Source organism: Pseudoalteromonas sp. PAB 2.2 (assembly GCF_001938575.1).
Lineage (GTDB): Bacteria > Pseudomonadota > Gammaproteobacteria > Enterobacterales > Alteromonadaceae > Pseudoalteromonas > Pseudoalteromonas lipolytica.
In genome coordinates this window covers 80,810-102,942 of record NZ_LYPI01000008.1, presented here as the reverse complement: position 1 = coordinate 102,942, position 22,133 = coordinate 80,810, and the positions used below count along the sequence as shown (strand labels likewise).

18 protein-coding genes are annotated in these 22,133 nt (G+C 41.8%); 2 read left to right on the top strand and 16 right to left on the bottom strand.

Annotated features, from left to right (window positions below):
- Positions 1-8 precede the first annotated feature (8 nt).
- From BWD47_RS04525 to BWD47_RS04495, 7 genes are all read right to left on the bottom strand, one after another.
- Entirely contained in the window at positions 9-1,100 is a 1,092-nt protein-coding gene (locus BWD47_RS04525; protein ID WP_075593509.1) for a hypothetical protein, read from the bottom strand.
- A 59-nt stretch (positions 1,101-1,159) separates the two neighbouring features.
- Entirely contained in the window at positions 1,160-4,234 is a 3,075-nt protein-coding gene (locus tag BWD47_RS04520) for a hypothetical protein (protein WP_075593508.1), read from the bottom strand.
- A gap of 362 nt (positions 4,235-4,596) precedes the next feature.
- Complete coding sequence (gene prpF / locus BWD47_RS04515; protein ID WP_075593507.1) at positions 4,597-5,766, bottom strand: 2-methylaconitate cis-trans isomerase PrpF; 1,170 nt, start codon at positions 5,764-5,766, stop codon at positions 4,597-4,599.
- Between the two features lie 2 nt (positions 5,767-5,768).
- Entirely contained in the window at positions 5,769-8,360 is a 2,592-nt protein-coding gene (gene acnD / locus BWD47_RS04510) for a Fe/S-dependent 2-methylisocitrate dehydratase AcnD (RefSeq protein ID WP_036968020.1), read from the bottom strand.
- 116 nt (positions 8,361-8,476) lie between these two features.
- Positions 8,477-9,601 (bottom strand): 2-methylcitrate synthase, encoded by a 1,125-nt coding sequence (prpC, locus tag BWD47_RS04505; protein ID WP_075593506.1) that lies wholly within the window; start codon positions 9,599-9,601, stop codon positions 8,477-8,479.
- 24 nt (positions 9,602-9,625) lie between these two features.
- Positions 9,626-10,501: a methylisocitrate lyase gene (gene prpB, locus BWD47_RS04500; RefSeq protein WP_036968012.1), complete on the bottom strand. Its 876-nt coding sequence runs from the start codon at positions 10,499-10,501 to the stop codon at positions 9,626-9,628.
- An 87-nt stretch (positions 10,502-10,588) separates the two neighbouring features.
- Positions 10,589-11,290, bottom strand: a complete 702-nt coding sequence (locus BWD47_RS04495) for a GntR family transcriptional regulator (protein ID WP_036968009.1) — start codon at positions 11,288-11,290, stop codon at positions 10,589-10,591.
- 281 nt (positions 11,291-11,571) lie between these two features.
- Between BWD47_RS04495 and rsmF the strand changes: the two genes are divergently transcribed.
- Both rsmF and BWD47_RS04485 read left to right on the top strand, forming a co-directional pair.
- The gene (rsmF, locus tag BWD47_RS04490; protein WP_075593505.1) at positions 11,572-13,011 is read left to right on the top strand and encodes a 16S rRNA (cytosine(1407)-C(5))-methyltransferase RsmF; all 1,440 of its coding nucleotides are present in this window, start codon (positions 11,572-11,574) and stop codon (positions 13,009-13,011) included.
- 310 nt (positions 13,012-13,321) lie between these two features.
- The gene (locus tag BWD47_RS04485) at positions 13,322-14,137 is read left to right on the top strand and encodes a polysaccharide deacetylase family protein (RefSeq protein WP_075593504.1); all 816 of its coding nucleotides are present in this window, start codon (positions 13,322-13,324) and stop codon (positions 14,135-14,137) included.
- Here the strand turns inward: BWD47_RS04485 and BWD47_RS04480 are convergent.
- The 9 genes from BWD47_RS04480 to acpP form a co-directional block, all read right to left on the bottom strand.
- Positions 14,134-15,987 (bottom strand): alkaline phosphatase D family protein, encoded by a 1,854-nt coding sequence (locus BWD47_RS04480; protein WP_075593503.1) that lies wholly within the window; start codon positions 15,985-15,987, stop codon positions 14,134-14,136. The two genes, BWD47_RS04485 and BWD47_RS04480, sit on opposite strands and share 4 nt — an antisense overlap.
- A gap of 2 nt (positions 15,988-15,989) precedes the next feature.
- The gene (locus BWD47_RS04475; RefSeq protein ID WP_075593502.1) at positions 15,990-16,769 is read right to left on the bottom strand and encodes a TatD family hydrolase; all 780 of its coding nucleotides are present in this window, start codon (positions 16,767-16,769) and stop codon (positions 15,990-15,992) included.
- A gap of 12 nt (positions 16,770-16,781) precedes the next feature.
- Positions 16,782-17,108: a PilZ domain-containing protein gene (locus BWD47_RS04470; RefSeq protein ID WP_036967997.1), complete on the bottom strand. Its 327-nt coding sequence runs from the start codon at positions 17,106-17,108 to the stop codon at positions 16,782-16,784.
- A gap of 8 nt (positions 17,109-17,116) precedes the next feature.
- A complete protein-coding gene (locus BWD47_RS04465) occupies positions 17,117-18,010 on the bottom strand; it encodes a DNA polymerase III subunit (RefSeq protein ID WP_036967994.1) in 894 nt (297 codons plus the stop codon).
- A gap of 1 nt (position 18,011) precedes the next feature.
- Positions 18,012-18,638, bottom strand: coding sequence for a dTMP kinase (gene tmk, locus BWD47_RS04460; protein ID WP_075593501.1), 627 nt, complete (start codon positions 18,636-18,638; stop codon positions 18,012-18,014).
- 15 nt (positions 18,639-18,653) lie between these two features.
- Complete coding sequence (gene mltG, locus BWD47_RS04455) at positions 18,654-19,634, bottom strand: endolytic transglycosylase MltG (RefSeq protein WP_075593500.1); 981 nt, start codon at positions 19,632-19,634, stop codon at positions 18,654-18,656.
- Positions 19,631-20,443: an aminodeoxychorismate lyase gene (gene pabC, locus BWD47_RS04450; RefSeq protein ID WP_075593499.1), complete on the bottom strand. Its 813-nt coding sequence runs from the start codon at positions 20,441-20,443 to the stop codon at positions 19,631-19,633. The genes mltG and pabC overlap by 4 nt, the downstream gene beginning before the upstream one ends.
- A 56-nt stretch (positions 20,444-20,499) precedes the next feature.
- The gene (gene fabF, locus BWD47_RS04445; protein WP_036967982.1) at positions 20,500-21,738 is read right to left on the bottom strand and encodes a beta-ketoacyl-ACP synthase II; all 1,239 of its coding nucleotides are present in this window, start codon (positions 21,736-21,738) and stop codon (positions 20,500-20,502) included.
- Between the two features lie 117 nt (positions 21,739-21,855).
- Positions 21,856-22,092, bottom strand: a complete 237-nt coding sequence (acpP, locus tag BWD47_RS04440) for an acyl carrier protein (protein WP_016707440.1) — start codon at positions 22,090-22,092, stop codon at positions 21,856-21,858.
- Between the last annotated feature and the right edge of the window lie 41 nt (positions 22,093-22,133).

Genomic DNA, 22,133 nt, shown 5'->3' with positions numbered 1-22,133 from the left:
CTTTATCCTTAGAAATTCACTCTAACAAACCAATTCAAATTTGCATAATATGCTTCGTCTAAATCTAAGCTATCAGTTTGCAAAGTTAACCCTATGTATTCATTTTCTATTCCGACTAAAAATGCCTGGCTATTACTCTCATATCCACCAAGTAGTTTCCATGTATCTGCAAAATGATAGCGTCCAGTTACTTGAGTAAACGTGTCACTTTTTATTTGTTTAGCCATTAAATGCGCAGAGAATGCGTTGTTAATACGATAATTTAATGATGCTTTTAGTCGTACTGGCATTTCAAATGTATGATCAACCTCATGACCATTCGCTGAGGTAGTAAGCCTTATTGTAGGCTCAGTAATGATGCTACCACTCTCACTTTCAGTGAATGGCACTTCGGTTGTATAGCCTTGAACAAAACCCGCCTCTTTATATTCTGTTTCATACGCGAGGTCTTGAGCTTGTACATTCAACTCTAGCTCTGGTGTAATTTGCCAATTAATATTTAGATCGAAGCTATAGCCTAAACCGGTCGGGTTTTCATCTGAAGTAAATCGCTTAAAAAGTAGGTCCTTAGAGTAATAATAATCAACCTCCAAAGCTCCTTGAATTTCATCACTAAACACCGTGCCATCGACCTTGGCGTCTTGGAAATGTGCACTTGAAAAAATGGTGATTTTGGGGGTAATTGTCAGCGCATTATTATCTAAAAATTTAAAATCATAAGCGACAAAAACACCATTAGTAGTTGCTTGTTTGCCGTCTAAAAAATAACGATAATCACGTTCTTCAAACGGCAGATCATTTTTTTCTGTGTGTAAGTATCGTGCGGTATCAGGATCAAATTCAAGCAAGTAATCAAATCGACTTTGTACACCCACTGTATAATTTCGGGTTTTAATACCTAACTCAAAAATATTAAAAGTAAACGCACTATCTCCGCTTTTTAAAGGAGCATCAAAGTCATCTATAAAAGACTTTACAGGTTGAGATTCAGTGTAAACTTCTGCATCTAGGGTGGTGAAAAAAGTAGTTGGCTCTGCGGCAGCTGTAAAGGAAGAAAATAAAGAGCTTGTTATAGCCATAACAAGTAGTGTTTTTTTCATAGTTTATCCACTTATTATTATAAAGGGGAGCAAGCTCCCCTCTTTTTTATACTGCGTTATTACTTAGTCATGTCTAAAAAACTAATATCAGTGTAGTCAATAACTTCACCATCAATATATTCTATAGAGATACCATTGGTAATTTCAGTCACTGTACCAAACTTCATCATTTTCCCTGAATATAATGCATCAACAGAACCAGAGAAGTCAGCACTTTCAACAGCACTGAGTGACATCATATAAGCAATATCGTTATGAAGCTCTACGCTGACCATGTATGTTTCCATCTCATCAACAGCACTGTCTAAGCCAATCATCGCCGTAAATTCAGTGTCACCGGTCATACCTGATGCTTTAATATTAGCAAGACTAGTTAGATCAGAGCCTTCTAAACTTAACATCCCCGTAAAGCCAGAATCGCCATCAGTTACTTGAACTCGAGACCATGCTTCGATAGTTTCAACTTCACCATCCACTAATGTATCTGAAGATATCTCATCGTTAAATTTAACAATCAAACATGAATCAGATAAATCTGCAGCGATCTTACCGTCTTTTACATCAACACAATCTTGCGTTGCTTGCGCTGTATCCTCAAGCGTTTCAACGATAACGGTGACTCCATCTTCGGTGGTAACTGTACCACCAAATGCGAACACAAGTGTATCTGTTTCAATAACACCATTAACACTGATCATTTCAGATGTTGTGTCGTTAGACAACGATAACTCTAACGCATCTTTATCAAAGCTGTATGTCCATTCAGGGAAACGAGTAGACTGTACATTGTCGGCTTCGTCACCTAAGTCCCAAGCTTCTGTTAGAATGTCGTAGATTACTTCAGCTTTATCAAAAAGTGCTTTACCGCCTGACTTCGTAAGAATCGTTGCTTGAGTAACAGTCTCTGTTCCCGCTTTCACGTCGACTAATACTTTGAACTTAGCAATTGCATCCATAGCAGTATCATAAAGCGCTTGTGCTGCTAATAGTGCATCATCTGCGTTTTCTGCATACATAGCGGCTGACTTAAGTTCAGCTGCTGCAGTTTCGAGTTGCGCATCTGCCATTGCAATATCATCAGCTTCAGTGGCGACTTTCTTGAATGCTGTGGCAGCATCTGTTGATAAATTAGACGCAGAAATTGAAGCCGCAGCTTTCATTTGCGAGTCTGTTGCAGCCGCTATTGCTTGTTCTGCTGCCTCTAAAGCCGCAGTCGCACTTTCAAGGTTTGATACATCAGCAGCTTCAACGGCGATCATCGCAGTAGCCAAAGTTGTATCAGCTGTCATTGCAACCGTTGCGGCTTCAAGTGCAGCAGCTGCTGCAGCTACCGCATTCGCTTTCGTTACTTCAAACTCTAAACCTAATGCCGATACCGCTTCATCTGCTCGTACAACTTCAGCTTCGATACCTGCAATCAATGACACAACGTTGTCGTATTCCTGTGCTACCGCATCACGGACACTTGCAGCTTGCTCTGCAAGTTGTTGGTAATCACTATTTTTAGCTGCAAATGCCGCAGCTGCTTTCGCAATACCATTCATCTTAGATTTAACTGATTTTAATTGCTTCTGCCATACCGTGTAAGTATCTACATTACCATTTAGTAAATATACCGCTGAACTATATGCTATTACTTGCTCATTGGTCTCAAGTCCTGCATCACCTAATTCAGTAACATCGGCAAGTGACGCTTGCGCAGTATCAATAAGAGCCATCACAGCATCTAGATCAGCTTGGGCTTCAATCACTTTTTCATTTAGTTTTTGTGCAGCTTTCGAATCAAAGTCATCCCCAGCATTACATTCTTCACCAGAACAACCAATCTTACTTAGCGCATCTTTTACATTCTTAGCTGTTTCTTTAAGCTCATCATCAGCGCCTGCTTTTTTAGCGTCTTTTACTACTTTTTCAACAGCTTTCGTTGCTTTCGATTTTAGTTTTGCGATAGCGTCAGAATCCGTTATACCTAAGCTTCGAGCTACCGCGGCAAAAGCTTCATCAACACCTTCACCTGTTACAAGGGCTGCAAAAATTAAACTCGTATTAATTACCGATTGTTGTAATGCCGCAGCAACCGCTTTGACAGTATCATCATCATTATCGGCGACTTTGCCATCAGAAACACCTTTAGCAAGCTGTGACATCAGTTCATTAAGCGAACCGTTTGTACCCGTGCCAGCCATTGATTGTAGAGATATAGCAGTTTGAATTAGCGCTAATGTACCCGCGTCTAATGAATCACCGTCTTCAAGTTCGGTAAAATCTACCGCACCACCTGTTGAAATATCAGCTAACAAGGCTGCAGCCTCAATGGCAGTATCAGGACCAAGTAGTTGAATTAATGTTTTTAGACTTGCTTGAGAGATTGCGTCTTCAGAAATTGCTTCACCGTTACCCGCACCTTCAAGTAGAAGCTCTGCAGCAATACTGGTAAACAACGTTAAATTAGCAAAATACTGAGTTGACTTATTTTCGCCTTCAGCATAACTCATACCACGAACAGATGCCGCTGCAGCAGGAGCACTTATAAATTTAACAACTTGCAATGTTACATCGTCTTTATACCACTCGCCGAAATCGATGTTGCTATCACCATTGTTTTCCATGCCCGCTTCTTCTGATACACCTGGTGCTGTATCGTAGTCGCCACATCCTGTGAAAGAGTCACATTTGACCATACTGTCATCACCTTCAGATGAGGTTGTAACTGTGATATATAATGGTCCAGTAAAATCATCTTCAACAAATAGTGAGTAACCACCATTCATTGCCGTTAAAACTGACTCTGGGTTTGCAGCAAGAACTTTTGCTTTTGCCATCGCATCAGCTTCAGCTTGTGTGTTAGCAGTTGCTGTAAACGATTCGTCTGCAGAAGCTGCTAAACGAAATGCAACCGGTATCATCTCTCCTGCATCATTCATCGTTTTGACAACGACCGCTGCGTTTGATAATGAGCCTTTTACAGCTCGACCTGTTACTTCTGTTCCAAAGCTTGCAGAAGCTGAACCTTCAAATGTTTGAACCGGCTTGACTGTTTCTTTTTTATTGTCGTCGTCAAACCAATTACAACCCGTTAACCCAAGTGATAAAGCAACAGAAGCTGCTATCGGGGTAAATTTATTAATTCGCATTGTCGTTATTCTCCTTAATGGCTACTTCTGTAGCTTAGCAGTAATAAAATACTAGGTTACAATTTATTATCAAACATTAATTAAACGTAACCGAGAAACTATGCAGGCATAATTCCTTTTTATGGCGTGACAAAATAACGGATGTTTATGACATTCATAAGAAAATGGAATATAAAATGCAGAAATACACAGAGTATTTCATCTAAGAAATAAAAAATAAGACATTGATTTTCATTAGGTTACATAAAAACCCTCCGTAAATTACAAAAAAAAATGTGAATAACTAAAAACAGTGCCATAAGGCGTTATCCCTGTTTACAATTATTCACATTTACAATGTAACTTTTTGTAACTGAAAGCTGTTAAGCTGGCACTCTTACCCACCCTTCCATGAGTACTCGCGCACTGCGGCTCATACTGGCTTTTGTTACTTGCCAATCTTCACCAACTCGTTCTGCTGCGGCTCCCACTTTTAACGTACCCGATGGGTGCCCAAAATTTACTTCATGGCGCTGTCCGCCACCTGCAGCTTGATTTACTAAGGTGCCGGGTATCGCAGCTGCAGTGCCAATAGCAACCGCTGCCGTGCCCATCATGGCATGATGCAGTTTACCCATCGACATAGCACGAACGAGTAAATCAATACTGTCGGCTGTTACTTCTTTTCCACTGGATGCATGGTAGCTTTTAGCGGGTGCAACCCACGCAACTTTGGGTGTATGCTGGCGTGATTTAGCTTCCTCTACGTGCTGAATTAAACCCATTTTTAGCGCACCATAGGCACGAATTGTTTCTAGCTTTTCAAGGACTGAAGCATCACTATTGATAGCATCTTGAAGCTCAGTACCGTCATAACCGATTTCACTGGCATTAATAAATACAGTAGGAATACCCGCATTAATCATGGTCGCAGATAGCACCCCAACGCCCGGAACGTCGAGTTCATCAACGAGATTACCCGTTGGGAATAACGCGCCTTCACCATCAGCCGGATCCATAAACTCAAGCTTTACTTCGGCTGCAGGGAATGTCACACCATCTAGTTCAAAATCACCTGTTTCTTGAACTTCACCATGGGTAATGGGGACATGTACAATGATGGTTTTACTAATATTTACTTGCCAAACTTTAACTTCTACAACGCCGTTATCTGGAATCTTGCTGGCATCAACCAAACCATTACTCACCGCAAATGCGCCCACTGCAGAGGTTAAGTTACCGCAGTTACCACTCCAATCAACGAATGCCTTATCGATAGCAACTTGACCAAAAAGATAATCAACATCGTGATCGTCCTTGCGGCTCTTCGATAAAATAACGGTTTTACTGGTGCTTGATGTAGCTCCCCCCATACCATCCGTTTGTTTACCGTATGGATCTGGGCTACCAATAACACGCAGAAGTAAATTATCGCGTGCTTCACCTGCCTCTTGGGCAGGTTCAGGTAAATCAGTTAAATTAAAGAACACCCCTTTACTGGTGCCGCCACGCATATAAGTAGCAGGCACTTTAATTTGTGGTTTAAAGGCCATAATTAATGCTCCTCAGACTCTAAAAAGTCTTGAGCAAAGCGTTGAAGTACACCACCAGCTGAGTATATTGATACTTCTTCGGCAGTGTCTAAGCGACAGGTCATCGGTACTTCAACCACCTCACCACTTGTGCGTGTAATGAGCAGAGTTAATGTCGCACCAGGTGTTGGCTCGCCTTTAACGCTAAAGGTCTCACTACCATCAATGCCTAATGTAGTTCGTGTTGTGCCCGCTTTAAATTCAAGTGGTAACACACCCATACCAATAAGGTTTGTGCGGTGAATTCGCTCAAAGCCTTCTGCAGCAATAACTTGTACACCAGCAAGACGAACTCCTTTTGCAGCCCAGTCACGTGATGAACCTTGACCATAATCAGCACCCGCCACAATGATGAGTGGTTGTTTACGCGCCATGTAGGTTTCGATAGCCTCCCACATACGGGTCACTTTACCTTCAGGCTCAATACGAGCATAAGAACCTTGCTTTATTTCACCATTTTCTTTAACCATTTCGTTCAATAGTTTAGGGTTTGCAAACGTTGCACGTTGAGCAGTTAAGTGATCCCCTCGATGAGTGGCATACGAGTTAAAGTCTTCTTCGGGTAAGCCCATTTTAGCAAGGTACTCACCCGCAGCACTTGATGCTAAGATTGCATTCGAGGGTGATAAGTGATCAGTCGTAATATTGTCACCTAATACAGCTAATGCACGCATATCAGTTAAACTACGCTCACCAGCCAATGCACCTTCCCAATATGGCGGGCGACGAATATAAGTGCTTTGCGGACGCCATTGATAAAGTGGGTCGTTGTCTTCACCATAATCAACACTTAAATCAAACATAGGCTCGTAAACCTTTCTAAATTGTTCAGGTTTAACGCTTTGTTTAATCACTGCATCAATTTCTTCATCTGATGGCCATAGGTCCATTAAGCGGATTTCGTTGCCGTGTGAATCGATTCCCAATACGTCTTTTTCGATGTCAAAACGAATAGTACCTGCAATGGCATAAGCAACCACTAAGGGAGGTGACGCAAGGAATGCTTGTTTGGCATAAGGGTGAATACGACCATCGAAGTTACGGTTACCCGACAACACAGCAGTTGCGTATAAGTCACGGTCAATAATTTCTTGTTGAATTTTAGGATCAAGCGCGCCACTCATCCCATTACAGGTTGTGCATGCAAATGCCACAATGCCAAAGCCTAACTTTTCAAGCTCTGGTAATAAATTGGCTTCTTCAAGGTATGATTTAACCGCTTTAGAACCTGGTGCCAAAGAGGTTTTAACCCACGGTTTACGTGATAAACCTTTCGCGTTCGCATTGCGCGCAAGTAAACCAGCAGCAATCACGTTACGCGGATTACTGGTATTAGTACAGCTCGTAATTGCTGCGATAATACATGCACCATCAGGCATTAAGCCTGCTTCATTTTCAACAACCCCTGTGATCCCTGCTTTAGCAAGGTCACTGGTTGCAACACGACGGTGTGGATTAGATGGGCCCGCAATATTACGGCCAACGGATGATAAATCGAACGTTAAAACACGTTCATATTCAGCCGTTTTTAAACTATCGCTCCACAAGCCAGTTTCTTTTGCATAGGTTTCCACCAGCTTAACTTGCTCTTCTTCGCGGCCGGTTAGACGCAAGTAATCAAGTGTGTTGTCGTCAATATAGAACATAGCTGCTGTGGCACCAAATTCAGGTGTCATGTTTGAAATCGTTGCACGGTCACCTAACGTCAGTGCATCAGCCCCTTCACCATAAAACTCAAGGTAAGTTGAAACAACTTTCTCGTTACGTAAAAACTCCGTGATCGCAAGTACGATATCGGTTGCAGTAATGCCTGGTTGTGGTTTACCGGTAAGTTCAACACCAACAATATCAGGTAAGCGCATGTACGAAGCACGGCCAAGCATGACGCTTTCAGCTTCAAGCCCGCCCACGCCTACAGCAATAACGCCTAATGCATCAACCATAGGAGTATGGCTGTCTGTGCCGACTAAGGTATCTGGAAATGCAACGCCATCACGTTTTTGAATAACAGGCGACATTTTCTCTAAGTTGATTTGGTGCATGATGCCGTTACCCGGTGGAATAACATCAATGTTCTTAAATGCCGTTTTTGTCCAGTTTATAAAGTGAAAGCGATCATCGTTACGACGATCTTCAATGGCGCGATTTTTTTCAAACGCATCGGGTTCAAAACCTGCGTGTTCTACTGCTAATGAATGGTCAACGATTAATTGAGTAGGTACCACTGGGTTTACTTTCGCAGGATCGCCGCCTTTCGCGGCAATTGCATCGCGTAAACCGGCTAAATCAACCAGCGCTGTTTGGCCTAAAATGTCATGACACACGACACGTGCAGGAAACCACGGAAAATCTAGGTCACGTTTACGTTCAATTAATTGCGAAAGTGCATCGTTTAACATTTCAGGTTCACAGCGACGAACTAAGTTTTCAGCTAATACGCGTGATGTGTAAGGAAGTGTGGCGTAGCTGCCTGGCTTAATAGCATCAACAGCAGCGCGAGTATCAAAATAATCAACGCCGGTGCCTGCTAATGGTTTTCTAAATTCTGTATTCATGATGACTCTACTTGTACTTGGTGACGATGAAGGAAGTTGGGCTTGTTTTTAGTGTTTTTATGCCCTTTTATAAAAGGGCGGCTTGGCCGCCCCTGTCATTGGTTTGATTGGTGTTATTAACGCTCAGTAATTGGCGTATAGCTTCGTGCTTCTGGGCCCGTGTAATCAGCGCTTGGGCGGATAATACGGTTATTAGCACGCTGCTCTTTAACATGAGCAGTCCAACCTGTTACACGGCTCATCACGAAAATAGGCGTGAATAACTTCGTTGGAATGTCCATGAAGTGATACGCTGATGCATGGAAGAAATCAGCGTTACAGAACAATTTTTTCTCGCGCCACATAACGTCTTCACAACGAACAGATACCGGGTATAACACAGTATCACCCACTTCTGCTGCCAGTTTTTCAGACCATTTTTTGATGATCACGTTACGTGGGTCAGACTCGCGGTAAATGGCATGACCAAAACCCATAATCTTATCTTTGCGCTCAAGCATGCCCATTAATGCTTCTTCAGCTTGATCGGCACTCGTAAAGCTTTCAATCATATCCATCGCAGCTTCGTTCGCTCCGCCATGTAGTGGACCACGCAAACTACCAATTGCACCTGTCACACATGAATGAATATCAGACAAAGTTGAAGCACACACACGCGCTGTGAATGTCGATGCATTAAACTCGTGCTCTGCGTATAGAATGAGCGAAACATTCATTACTTGCTCAAATAATGCCGATGGCGCTTTGTCATGTAATAAATGTAAGAAATGTGCGCCAACCGAATCATCATCTGTTTCAGTATAAATACGTACACCGTCATGACTAAAACGGTACCAGTAACAAATAATGCTTGGGAATACAGCCACCATGCGGTCGATTGCATCATTGGCTTCACTAAAATCTTGCTCCATTTCTAGGTTACCTAGCATAGAGCAACCCGTACGCATAACATCCATAGGGTGTGCATCTTTAGGAATATTTTCTAGTACTGTTTTTAGTGCGTCTGGTAAACCACGAAGTGTTTTTAACTTAGCTTTATATTCAGTAAGTTCTGCGGTTGTTGGTAATTCACCGCGCGATAGTAAAAAAGAGACTTCTTCAAACTGGGCTTTATCAGCCAGTTCACTAATATCATAACCACAATACGTTAAACCAGAGCCTGACTTACCTACCGTACACAGAGCTGTTTCACCTGCTACTTGACCACGTAAACCTGCGCCGCCTAATGCTTTATCTACCATGAGTGTTCTCCTTCAATGTTGTCGTTATGATTTTTTAGCTGAGAAAAGGTTATCAAGTGTATTTTCATATGAGTGATAGTCTAAAAACTCATATAACTCAGCACGTGTTTGCATATTATCGATTTGGCTTTGTTGTGAGCCTTCGTTAAGAATAGATGCATACACGTTAAGTGCTGCTTTGTTCATGGCTCTGAATGCACTTAATGGGTAAAGCACCATTTCAACACCCACTTCACTTAACTGCTCTTTGGTATAAATCGGTGTTTGACCAAATTCTGTGATATTCGCAAGGATTGGCACATTTAACGCTTTCGCAAACGCTTGATAATCGGCTAAATCATGAACTGCTTCAGCAAAGATTGCGTCAGCGCCCGCTTCAACACAGGCTGCTGCACGGTCGATAGCTGCATTTAGGCCTTCTTTTTGGAATGCATCAGTACGCGCCATAATGTAAAAATCGCTATCCGTTTTTGCATCAACCGCGGCTTTAATACGGTCAACCATTTCATCTTTAGAAACGATTTCTTTATTTGGACGATGACCACAGCGCTTTTGTGCTACTTGGTCTTCAATATGAAAACCCGCCGCGCCCGCTTTCGTCATTTCTTTAACTGTACGCGCAATGTTAAATGCCCCGCCCCAGCCTGTATCGGCATCAACAAGAAGCGGTAAGTCGGTAGCGCTGGTAATTCGACGAATATCTTCAAGTACGTTGTCTAGGCTGGTCATGCCTAAATCTGGCATGCCGTATGATGCATTAGCCACACCAGCGCCTGAGAGGTATAACGCTTGGTGGCCTGTTTTTTCAGCCATCATGGCACAATACGCATTGACAGTGCCGACCACTTGCAGTGGCTTATTGTTGGCTATCGCCTGTTTGAACTTTAATCCTGCTGACATTGGATAACTCCTATCTTTGAACGGTCACAGCTCTTTGGCTGTGTCTAATTTTTAAAATTAATCTGTGACGGTTTGACGACAACTCGGCTATTTTTTTGCCGCGTGTAAATCAAACTTAGTCTGTATATTGGCCTGAGATGCACTTATATGGCGCTTCATTAGCATTTCAGCTAACTCCCCATCATGATTTTCAATGGCATTAATAATTGCAAGATGCTCATCAAAAGCCTTTGATACGCGAGGCCCCGCCATGCCCATTTGTACACGGTACATACGGATTAACTGATACAACTCATTACATAAAAGATGAATTAAGTGTGCGTTTTTAGAGCCTTTGATTATGCGATAATGAAAATCAAGGTCACCCGCTTCTTGGTAGTAAGATTCACCTTCTTTGACACGTTGTGTTTGCAAGTGTTGATTAAGTAACTGCTTTAAACCTTGCACTTCTTGTGGCTCCATATTGTCGGCAGCTAAACGACACGCAAGCCCTTCAAGCGCACTGCGAACCTGATACACTTCAATAAGTCGCTCAGCAGTCAGTGCCACAACACGACAACCCACGTTTGCTTTACGTTCAACTAAGTAGCAACTTTCTAAACGATTAAGTGCTTCACGTAATGTAGCGCGACTAACGCCATAACGCTTCGCAAGTTCAGGCTCAGAAATTTTACTACCCTGTTCAATAGTGCCTTGAACTATTTCACGGCGCATGTCGACAAACACTTGGTCTGACGCTGTCGTTATCGTGATATCGTTATAGTTATCGTTGGCTTTTTGCTCTGTCATAGTCACTTCTTTAAACGTGCTGAATTTAGATTGTCGACAATTAATAACGTCACTATGCGCGCTATCGTATAAACTGTCAACCTTCAGACCATGAAAACAGGCTAAAAAAACAGCTAAATGTCGACATAAAGTGATATCTTTTGAAAATATTGACAATAAACAGTGTTTATAGGGGTGAAGTGTCGACAGTTTAGTCATACGTGTAAAACTATAAAAAAGTCCCCCGTACACATCAAAAATGATATGATCAGCACATTATCACGTGACTTGAGAGCCCTTTCGTGGACGCTAATACATTTATTCCCGATTCATTTATTGATGATGTAAAAAGCTACCTTCCTGCACATTTATCCCTAGACGATTTTATTACTGCCTGTAGGCGCCCGCTCAGACGCTCTGTACGCGTTAATACTTTAAAGATGTCTGTTGAAGAGTTTCAGCGCCAATGCGCACGCAAAGGCTGGGAGTTAAAGGCCATTCCGTGGTGCGAAGAAGGGTTTTGGTTAACACGACCAAGCGAAGAGGAATCCGCTCTTGCCATAGGCAATACTGACTTGCATTTAAGTGGCGCTATGTATGTACAAGAAGCAAGCTCAATGCTCCCCCCGGTTGCACTTAGAACAGAAGTACAGCACAGCGATGCGGTACTTGATATGGCGTCGGCGCCGGGTTCTAAAACATCACAAATTGCCGCCATGATGAATAATCAAGGGGTTTTAGTCGCGAATGAATTGTCTTCATCACGCTTAAAAGTACTGGCTGCCACACTTAAACGCATGGGCGTGGGTAACTGTGCGCTGTCACATTTTGATGGTGTGATCTTTGGTGATTACATGTATGAATGCTTTGATAGCATTTTACTCGACGCACCGTGTTCTGGTGAAGGCACCGTTCGTAAAGATGCAGACGCCCTTAAAAATTGGTCCATTGAATCTAACATCGATATTGCAGCGGTTCAAAAAGCACTCATTAAAAGTGCATTTTATGCATTGAAGCCTGGCGGTACACTCGTTTATTCAACCTGTACCCTAACCCCACTTGAAAACCAGCATGTTTGTGAGTATTTATTAGACACATTTCCTAACTGTGTTGAAGTACAGCCACTTGATTGTTTATTCGAAGGGGCAAATAAGGCGACAACCCCTGAGGGCTACTTACACGTATGGCCACAAACATACGATAGCGAAGGCTTCTTTATCGCAAAATTCAAAAAAGTAGCTTCAGTTGATAACCCGAATCAAAAAGTCAAAAAAGGGGCTTTTCCATTTACGGCGTTTGATAAAAAACAAAGCCAAGCATTTATGCAAACAATTAAAAAACAGTTCGGTCTAAAATCACTGCCAGGCAGCTTAATGCAGCGTGACAAAGAACTTTGGTTATTTCCTGAATCCTTTAATGCACTTCAAGATAAAATCAAATATTCCCGCTTAGGAATCCAAATTGGTGTGATCCACAAAGGGGGTGTGCGCTTAACGCATGAGTTTGCCACAGTATTTGGCCAAGATTGCGCTAAAAACACTTATGAAATGACAGCTTCTCAAGCAAATGATTACTTCAATGGTAAAGATATCCGTCTTGAGAAACCGGTTCAAGACAATGGTGAAGTTGTGTTATTGCTGTGTGGCTGTCCCGTGGGTTTAGGTAAATGGCAAAAAAATAAAATTAAAAACTCTTTACCACGCGATCTCGTGCAAAATACCCAGTTGATAACATGGGTATAACATGCGAACAAACGCTGTATAAACACGGTTCTACTTTGGGTAAACAAAGGTAACAACTTGATTTTAAACCAGTATAAAATTTATACATTTATAGTGCAATTTTCATCTCATTAACTACACTTAAAAGTACTTTCTACTTCTCCCTACTGAATTTAGAAGGTGTTTTTTTAAAGTTAGCGCAGGCTCGCAAGAGCCACCCCCTAAGCCCAGAACAATGCGGATTCGTTCTGGGCGTTTTTTATTCAAAAGTCGCATAGCCAAACATAATCCTTTTTGATTTCATTAATAAAATAACTAAAAAGGATCCTCTATGTTAAAACCGCTGTGTGTATTACTTCCCGTTTTTATTAGCTTCCAAAGTATTGCAAAAAACAGCCAATACGAAGGCTTTAGCTATCCGAATAAGGCAAAAAACGCCATTAGTATTTCCTTTGATGATGCCAGACACAGTCAGGTAGACACAGGGTTAGCACTATTAGACAAGTATCAGGTTAAGGCCACCTTTTATGTCTCCCCTTTTAATGTCAAAGAACGCGTTGAAAAATGGCAAATGGCAGTACAGTCTGGGCATGAGATAGCGAACCACACTACCAGCCATTTATGCACCGGCAATTTTGAGTGGTTGCGTAAACAGGGGGGTTCTCTTGAGCAAATTACGCTCAAAGATATAGAACAAGATATTCTAAAAGCGCAAGACTATATCAAGCATGCGCTGGGCATTGAACCAACCTCGTTCGCATATCCGTGTGGAAACACATTTGTAGGGCGTGGTGCTAACACAAAAAGTTATGTGCCTGTTATTGCCAAGCACTTCGAAACAGGTCGAACTTGGCTAGATGAAACCGCCAACAACCCCAATTTTACTGATTTTACTCAGCTTACTAGCTTAGCGATTGATGGCCTTACCTTTGAACAAATAAAAACCATGCTTGAGCAGCACCGTACAAATAACAGCTGGATTATTCTTGCGGGGCATGAGGTGGGTAAAAGCAGTCAGTACACCACAGACAGCGAAGCACTTGAGAAGCTTATCGTGTATTTACAAAACCCAGACAATGGTTTTTGGCTTGATACCGTGAGTAACATGGCTAAATATGTAAAAGCTAACCGACAAGAAATTGATTAATGATCATTTAAATCAAATTCAGTAATTTGGTTATCAGCGTGAATAAGCTCATACTTTGCAAGCAACCCGTCATTAAGTTCAATCAAGCTGATAGCCGCATTACTTACAAGGTATTTTTGCCCGTCGCCTTTGGTTTGATGTTTATCAACTTCCATCTGCCAGCGCTTAGTAAAAAAGTTAAGGGGACTTTTCGGGGCATATAAAATTGAATCAAGCTTATCGAGTACGTTAATAAGTTTTCGCGGGAACTCATTTTTAATACCACTGGCCGTTAATTGCCAAATACGGTTTTTATGTTTCCCAAAGCGCTTTTGAACAGAAAAACAAAATGAATAATGGACATCGCCAGAAAGAATTAATGTTTCTTTCGGTGTATCTTCACGCCGAAATGTATCGAGTAACTTTTTAGCAGAGCCTTCGTGAGCCATCCAGTTTTCAACATCAACTAATAAAGGCTGACCACAAAAATTAAACATAGCCTGAATCGCTTCTATTGATTTCACCCCAAATACGGGCGCTGGAGAAACGATAATAACCTTATCATGCGAAAGTAAGCTTTCTTCAAGTTCAGTTAAGCGTTCCCAGTCGAGTAAACCTGAAGGCTCATTAAAGTTTTGCTCATTACGCCAGCGATGGGTGCGCGTATCAAGCACCACCACTTTAGGAATGGTATTGAGCTCGTAATGCCAATAATTAAAATTGAGGATCAGCTTATCGAACTCTTTGAATTGCCATGTTTGGCCGTCAAAGCTTTTTGTGAACGCAGATAACAAAGACAGCGTTTTTTCACCCGCATCATTACCAATCCCTTGCATTAACCAATAACTTATTAAGCCGTTATTAACGATTCGTCGGCTGACTGGGTGTTGATAGATAGCGTGCTCCCACCCTGCCGTTAAATTCCAGTCATCTGTGACATCATGGTCGTCAAACATCATCAGGGTTGATACATTAGCAAACAACCGCTGTGTTTTATTCAACCCATCCGCAAAACCAAGGAGTGCATCCTTTTCAAGCTGAAATTGCGTGGCGTGTTTAGGCGGCAGTGTTGGGCAATCTGTCTGTGCAAAATCAATTAGCTGCCACGAAACAGCACTAAAGTTAAGTATATAAAGTGCAATGAACTCTTGAAAATGTACTAAATGATTTTCAGCTTTTAAACTAGAAAAATGAGGCTCATCTTTTTTAAGCCAATAACCGACTCCCCATTTGCTGCGATTTTGCCAAGGCACTTTAGGCAAATAAAGATGGCGACTATAAAGCTGTTCGCTAAAACAGACGGGTAAATTGAGCTTAAGCGGCGGCTCTATAAAGATCCCAAACAGCGTTATGATTTTTTCTATCGCCAGTAACATCGGCCCTGCAACATCATCTGCGTATACTTGATCACCCGATAACAAAAGTAAATCAGCACCCGCGTTTAGCGATTGTCGCTGCTCATTTTGCCACGTGTCGGCTGCCACCAAACTATCTTTAGCAGGATGATGGGGGTTACGGCACGAACCATGTAAGATTTTATCGAGTCTATTGGGAATTACAAATGCAGGAAAGTCGGCACGTTCGTAGCAAAATGCAGATAAATCGAGGCTTTTATCACGATCATGAAGTGAATAATAGATCAGTGAATCAACCCCAAATGGCTGTGAGATTGGTAAAACAATGACATAGTGAAGAAAGAGAGCCTCGCCTAATTGAATGACCTCATGCTGACAGGTAGATTCAAGGCCCTTAAACTCAATTCTATAATCACTATTTCGGGTTGTTACAAACTGAAAACAAACTTGATGAGGATCTGCACGGCGTACCATAGGCCCCATAATAAGTTGAGGTAAATTTGATACGCCGGTCATTGTTAAGCCCTTTTTGCTTGCTTAAACAGTGAATAGAAATTATCTGTCGTTGCGTTAGACAATTCGTTAAAAGTAAGCCCTTTTAACTCAGCAATATAATACGCAACGTCTTCTACATACGCGGGTTGGTTTGTTTTTCCACGGTATGGTACAGGGGCTAAATAAGGCGAATCTGTTTCGATTAAGAGCCGATCTAATGGGATTTTCTTCACAACGTCTTTTAGTTCAACGGCATTTTTAAATGTGACAATGCCTGAAATCGAAATATAAAAGCCCATATCAATCGCTTTCTTAGCCATATCCCAATCTTCAGTGAAACAATGCAGTACACCACCACATTTTTCAGCATTATGAGCGCGCATCAGGTTAATTGTGTCCTCACGCGCATCTCGAGTGTGAATGATAAGGGGTTTGTTAAGCTCATTAGCAACGTCTATATGCCCAACAAAGCTCTCTTGCTGAACGATATGCGTTTCTTTTGAGTAATAATAATCAAGACCTGTTTCACCAATTGCAACGACTTTATCGTGAGTAGCAAGGTTGATCAGTTGGTGTTTATCAAGTGCATCTTTTTGATCAAGAGGGTGTACGCCACACGAAGCGGATACATCTGGATAATCTTTAATTTTTTCAAGCATGCTTGGAAACTGCTCCAAAGTCACACTAACACATAAAAAGTGTTCGACTTGCTTTGTACGTGCGTTTTCAAGTACTTGGTCTAAATTAAGGTCGAGTTTGTCGAAGTCAAGACGGTCTAAATGACAATGAGAATCTACAATCATGGTACTACTTTTTTACATGGTATACGTCGGATTGTCAGAGTTTAACATAGTACCCAGCAGTTTTTCGATCTTGGCATTTAAATTGGTTTTATCGTCGATAAAGCTTATACCAATACCTGGCGGATTCGAGCTTTGTGCACCTTGTGGGGTTATCCAAGCAACCTTCCCAGTAATTACGTCATCTTCTAAAGCATCTGGTAATGTCACTTTTAAAGCCAATGAATGCCCCATTTCAAACCGCATATTAGTACGTACAAACAAACCACCATTTTTTATGAAAGGCATGTAACAGCGATATAATTCTTCTAAATCTTCGATATCTACTAATAATTCTTGCACAATATGTCCTAATTATGGCTTTCACGTAAAGAAAACGCTAGTTTCGAAATGGCCAGCGGCATATTCAAACCAAGCACATGTGAGCTGTTATAAATAAACTCAGAAATTGCAGATTGCGCTTTTTGATAGCTGAAAAAATCCATTCCCAATACTAATTGCGTTTTTAGATGCTCAGTTAAAAACAAAGTAAAGACATTAACCAAACTTGTATCTTTATTCAGTATGTCGACTAACGCACTGAAATTATGGCTGTCTTTTATCTCAGTTGCAAATTTATAGAGTGTATCAATAGACTCTAATTGCTGTTCATTTTGCCATTGTTCTACAAGGAGTGGTTGTTGCGAAAACAAACCTAACCAAGAATAATTAGGAATATCTAGGGAGGCTAACCATTGTGTCGTAGTTTCTATATTAACTTTCACTTCGTGCACCGCACAACGACTGAGTATGGTCGCAGGTAATTGCGCGATTTGTTCACAGGTTAATAATAGGTAGCGGTGTAAACTTGGCTCTTCAAGCGTTTTTAATAGCGCATTTGCAGCGGCTGTGGTCATTTTATGGCACTGCTCAAGTACAACCACCTTATTACCGTTTTGAGCAGCTGAATGGTTTATAAAATCGGTAATATCACGAATTTCATCAACACCGATCGTTTGCCCGTCTACTTTAACCACCCGTTTATCGGGATGCGTGCCTGCTTGATTTAACAAACAACTTTTACAATGACCACAGGCAACCAAATTATTGGCTGAGGCACATAACAAACCATCAGCTAGCTGCTCTACTAAGCGCTGCTTGCCAACCCCTTTATCACCATTAAACAATTGCGCATGGTGAAAACGATGCTGAGAATAGCTCTGTGCTAACTGTTGTTGTAAGGGTTCAAGCCAAGGCAATGGCATATTATTTTAAACTCTCAAAAAAGGTATCAAGTACCGTGGTGATGGCAGCATGCACTTCAGGCATCGCTTTATTTGCGTCAACAGTTTGAATACTGGGATCATGTTCAGCAAGTGCCAAATAACGCTCACGTGTACGTTCAAAAAAGCCGAGCTCTTCTTGTTCAATTCGATCAAGTTCTCCGCGTCCCTTCGCACGTGCAAGGCCCACAGCAGGGTCAATATCTAAATATATTGTTAAGTCTGGCTTTAAGCCTTTTAAAACCATATCAGCCAAAAAAGAGAGTTTTGATTGCTCAATACCACGCCCCCCCCCTTGGTAGGCTTGCGATGAGAGATCATGACGGTCTCCCAGTACCCAGGTCCCTTTATCGATTGCAGGTTTAATAACATTCGCAACAAGTTGAGACCGTGCAGCGTACATTATAAGCAATTCTGTCTCACCCGTTATTTGCTCTTCATGAGCCTGTTTTACAATGTGACGTAGTGCTTCCGCCACAGGGGTACCACCTGGCTCACGTACATTAATAAATTCAACCTGCTTGTGCTGTAGGTAAGCTTGGCACACGGCGATTGCCGTTGATTTTCCAGCCCCTTCAAGACCTTCAATCACTATAAATTTCGCTGTCATATGACTCTATTCTGGTTATTTGTTTAATTGGTACTGCTGCACAGCACGATTATGCTCTTTCAATGTTTTTGAAAATTGATGGCTCCCATCGCCTTTCGCTACAAAATAAACATACTCTGACTCAGGCGGATTCATCGCTGCAAGTAATGCCGCTCGCGATGGCATGGCAATCGGCGTTGGCGGCAGCCCTTTAATTTTATACGTATTATACGGTGTGTAAGTGGTTAAATCTTTACGTTTAATATCACCATCAAAGTCGGCTCCGATGCCGTAAATTACCGTTGGGTCTGTTTGTAAGCGCATATTGCTCTTTAACCGATTCGTAAAAACAGCCGATATTAAGGGCCTTTCACTTGCAAGCCCTGTTTCTTTCTCGATAATTGAGGCAAGTATCAGTGCCTCATACGGTGAGTTCAAGATTAAATCGTGTGCTCTATTTTGCCACGCATTATCGAGCTCTGTTTGCATTTTAGAGTAGGCACGCTTTAATACACTGCTGGCCGTGTCTTCACTATGATAGTGGTAAGTATCAGGGAATAACCAGCCTTCTATATTTTCATCTTTATTGCTAATTTGCTTTGCTAAATTCTCTTCATCAAGGTCTTGCTTTAAATGAGTTTGCTTAGCAATGTTGGTAATTACTTCTCTCAGTGGTTGCCCTTCAATAATAGTAAAACTAAAGCTGACTTGAGCACCTTGATTAATGCGGCGAATATTATCGATTACAGAGGTAGAATCAAGCTCATACAAGCCTGCTTTTAAATCCGTTAAGGTCGGGTCTAACTTTGCAAGCACCTGAAATTTAAAACAACTGTCAAGCCATTGCTTACTTTGCCACTGTTGGCATAATTGATTAAATCCTGTTCCGCGGTCCACTTTAAACAGTGTGCTGTTAGTAACATTTAATGGCATACTCAATGCTGCTTGAAGTTGTTGATAGCCAATACCACAACATAGCAATGCTAATAAAAGCACGCTAACAATGACTTTTATCACACATTCTCCTTGGCAAACTGGGTCGCTAATAATGCTTTACTTCGAGTAATGTCAAACTGTGTATCCGTAATGGCTGCAACAGGCACAACACCCATTAAGCTATTACACATAAAAACCGCATCCATCGCTAATAACTCTTCTACGCTAATTTGTTTAAACTCAATTGCTAACTTAGCACATAACGATTTTAGGTAAACCCCAGTAATCCCACAGTTATTTAATTGTGGCGAAAAAATCTGTTCATTTTTTATCGCAAATAAATTAGCAGCAGAGCTTTCTATTACATTGTCATTAATATCGAGCACCACAACATCGTCGCAATTAAGTGTGTTCATTTGATTTTTAATGAGCACTTGCTCGAGGCGGTTTAAGGTTTTTAAACCGGCAAGCACAGGCTGATGTGCAAGTTTAATACTGCTTATAGCGAGTGAAACCCCCTGCTCTTGCCATGTTTTATAATGTGCAACAGCAGGTAATACCGTGATAAGAACTTGAATCGAAGGCGCTTCAGGTAAGCCGTAACCTCGGCCGCCACTGCCGCGGGTAATAACAATTTTTAAAATGCCTGATTGCATATCGCCTATGGCCTGAAGCGAGGCATTTTCTATTGCCATGACATCTAAAGTTGGGAATGCTAAGCGCGCTGCACATTCTATTAAACGGGCTTTATGTAATGGCCAGTGCTCTATACTGGCATCATCAATGCGAGCCGTCGTGAAGAAGCCATCACCATAGTTTAGACCACGATCTTGAAAGCTGACCATGGTGTGGTCGTTGGTTATAATTATTGTTTGTTTAAATTTACTCATATAAAAAAGCCCAGTTAAACTGGGCTCTTCTTAATTTAGTCCGTTGTTACCGGCAATTATACCTTTTTAAATAGCAACGAGCCATTAGTACCACCAAAACCAAACGAATTACACAGTGCATAATCCAATTTAGCGTCACGTGCCGTGTGCGGTACATAGTCTAAATCACACCCTTCATCAGGGTTATCAAGGTTAATTGTTGGGCTTACTTTTTGGTCTTGTAAAGACAAAATAGTAATAATAGACTCAACAGAGCCCGCTGCACCTAACAAATGACCCATCATTGATTTAGACGAACTAACCATCACATCTTTTGCTGCATCACCAAAAATTGATTTAACAGCCGATGTTTCAGCTTTATCACCTGCATGCGTTGAAGTACCATGCGCGTTAATGTAGCCCACTTGATCAGCATTTACTTGTGCATCTTTCAACGCATTTTCCATAGCAAGTGCTGCCCCAGCGCCATCTTCTGGCGGTGAGGTCATGTGGTAAGCATCACCACTCATACCAAAACCTACAAGCTCTGCATAAATGTTTGCACCACGTGCTTTTGCATGCTCATACTCTTCCAGTACGATAACACCTGCACCATCGGCCAGAACAAAACCATCGCGGTCTTTATCCCACGGACGAGATGCGGCTTGTGGATCATCATTACGTGTTGATAATGCACGAGCTGCATTAAATCCGCCCATACCAATTGGCGTAGATGCTTTTTCAGCACCACCCGCAACCATCGCATCAGCATCACCGTATGCAATCATACGCGCTGCGTGACCAATGTTATGCAAACCTGTTGTACAGGCCGTAACAATTGAGATATTAGGACCACGTAGCCCATGCATGATCGATAAGTGACCCGAAATCATGTTAATGATGGTCGACGGTACGTAAAACGGAGAAAGCTTACGCGGACCACTGTTTAATAGTTTTACGTGGTTTTCTTCGATTAACGTTAAACCACCGATGCCCGAACCCACTGCGACGCCAACGCGTGTCGCGTTTTCGTCAGTGATTTCTAAGCCAGAATCTTGTAGTGCTTGTACACCCGCTGCAATGCCATATTGGATAAACAAATCCATTTTTTTTGCATCTTTCGGTGACATGTAAGCTGATGCATCAAAGTCATTCAGCAAACCTGCGAATTTGGTGCCGAAACTTGAGGTATCGAAATGCGTGATAGTTTGAATACCACTTTTACCGTTTAACAAACCTTGCCAAGTAGATTCAACATCATTACCTAGCGGTGTCAACATTCCTAAGCCAGTTACGACGACTCGACGTTTAGCCACGGGTTGCCTCCAATAAGGAAATTATTTTAGGTGGGGTGTATACCAAAATATTCAGTATCATTCTTTAGATAGACTAAGGGCAGCCTAAAGCTGCCCTTAAAATCAAAATGCGATTGATTACTCAGCGTGAGCTGTAACGTAATCGATTGCAGCTTGAACTGTAGTGATCTTTTCAGCTTCTTCGTCTGGGATCTCAGTGTCGAACTCTTCTTCAAGAGCCATTACTAGTTCTACAGTATCAAGTGAATCAGCACCTAAGTCGTCAACGAAAGAAGCTTCATGTTTTACTTCTTCTTCTTTAACACCTAGTTGCTCGATAATAATTTTCTTTACGCGTTCTTGGATGTCGCTCATTCTTCTTTCCTTTATTAAATACGCCAATGCGTTATTTTCAG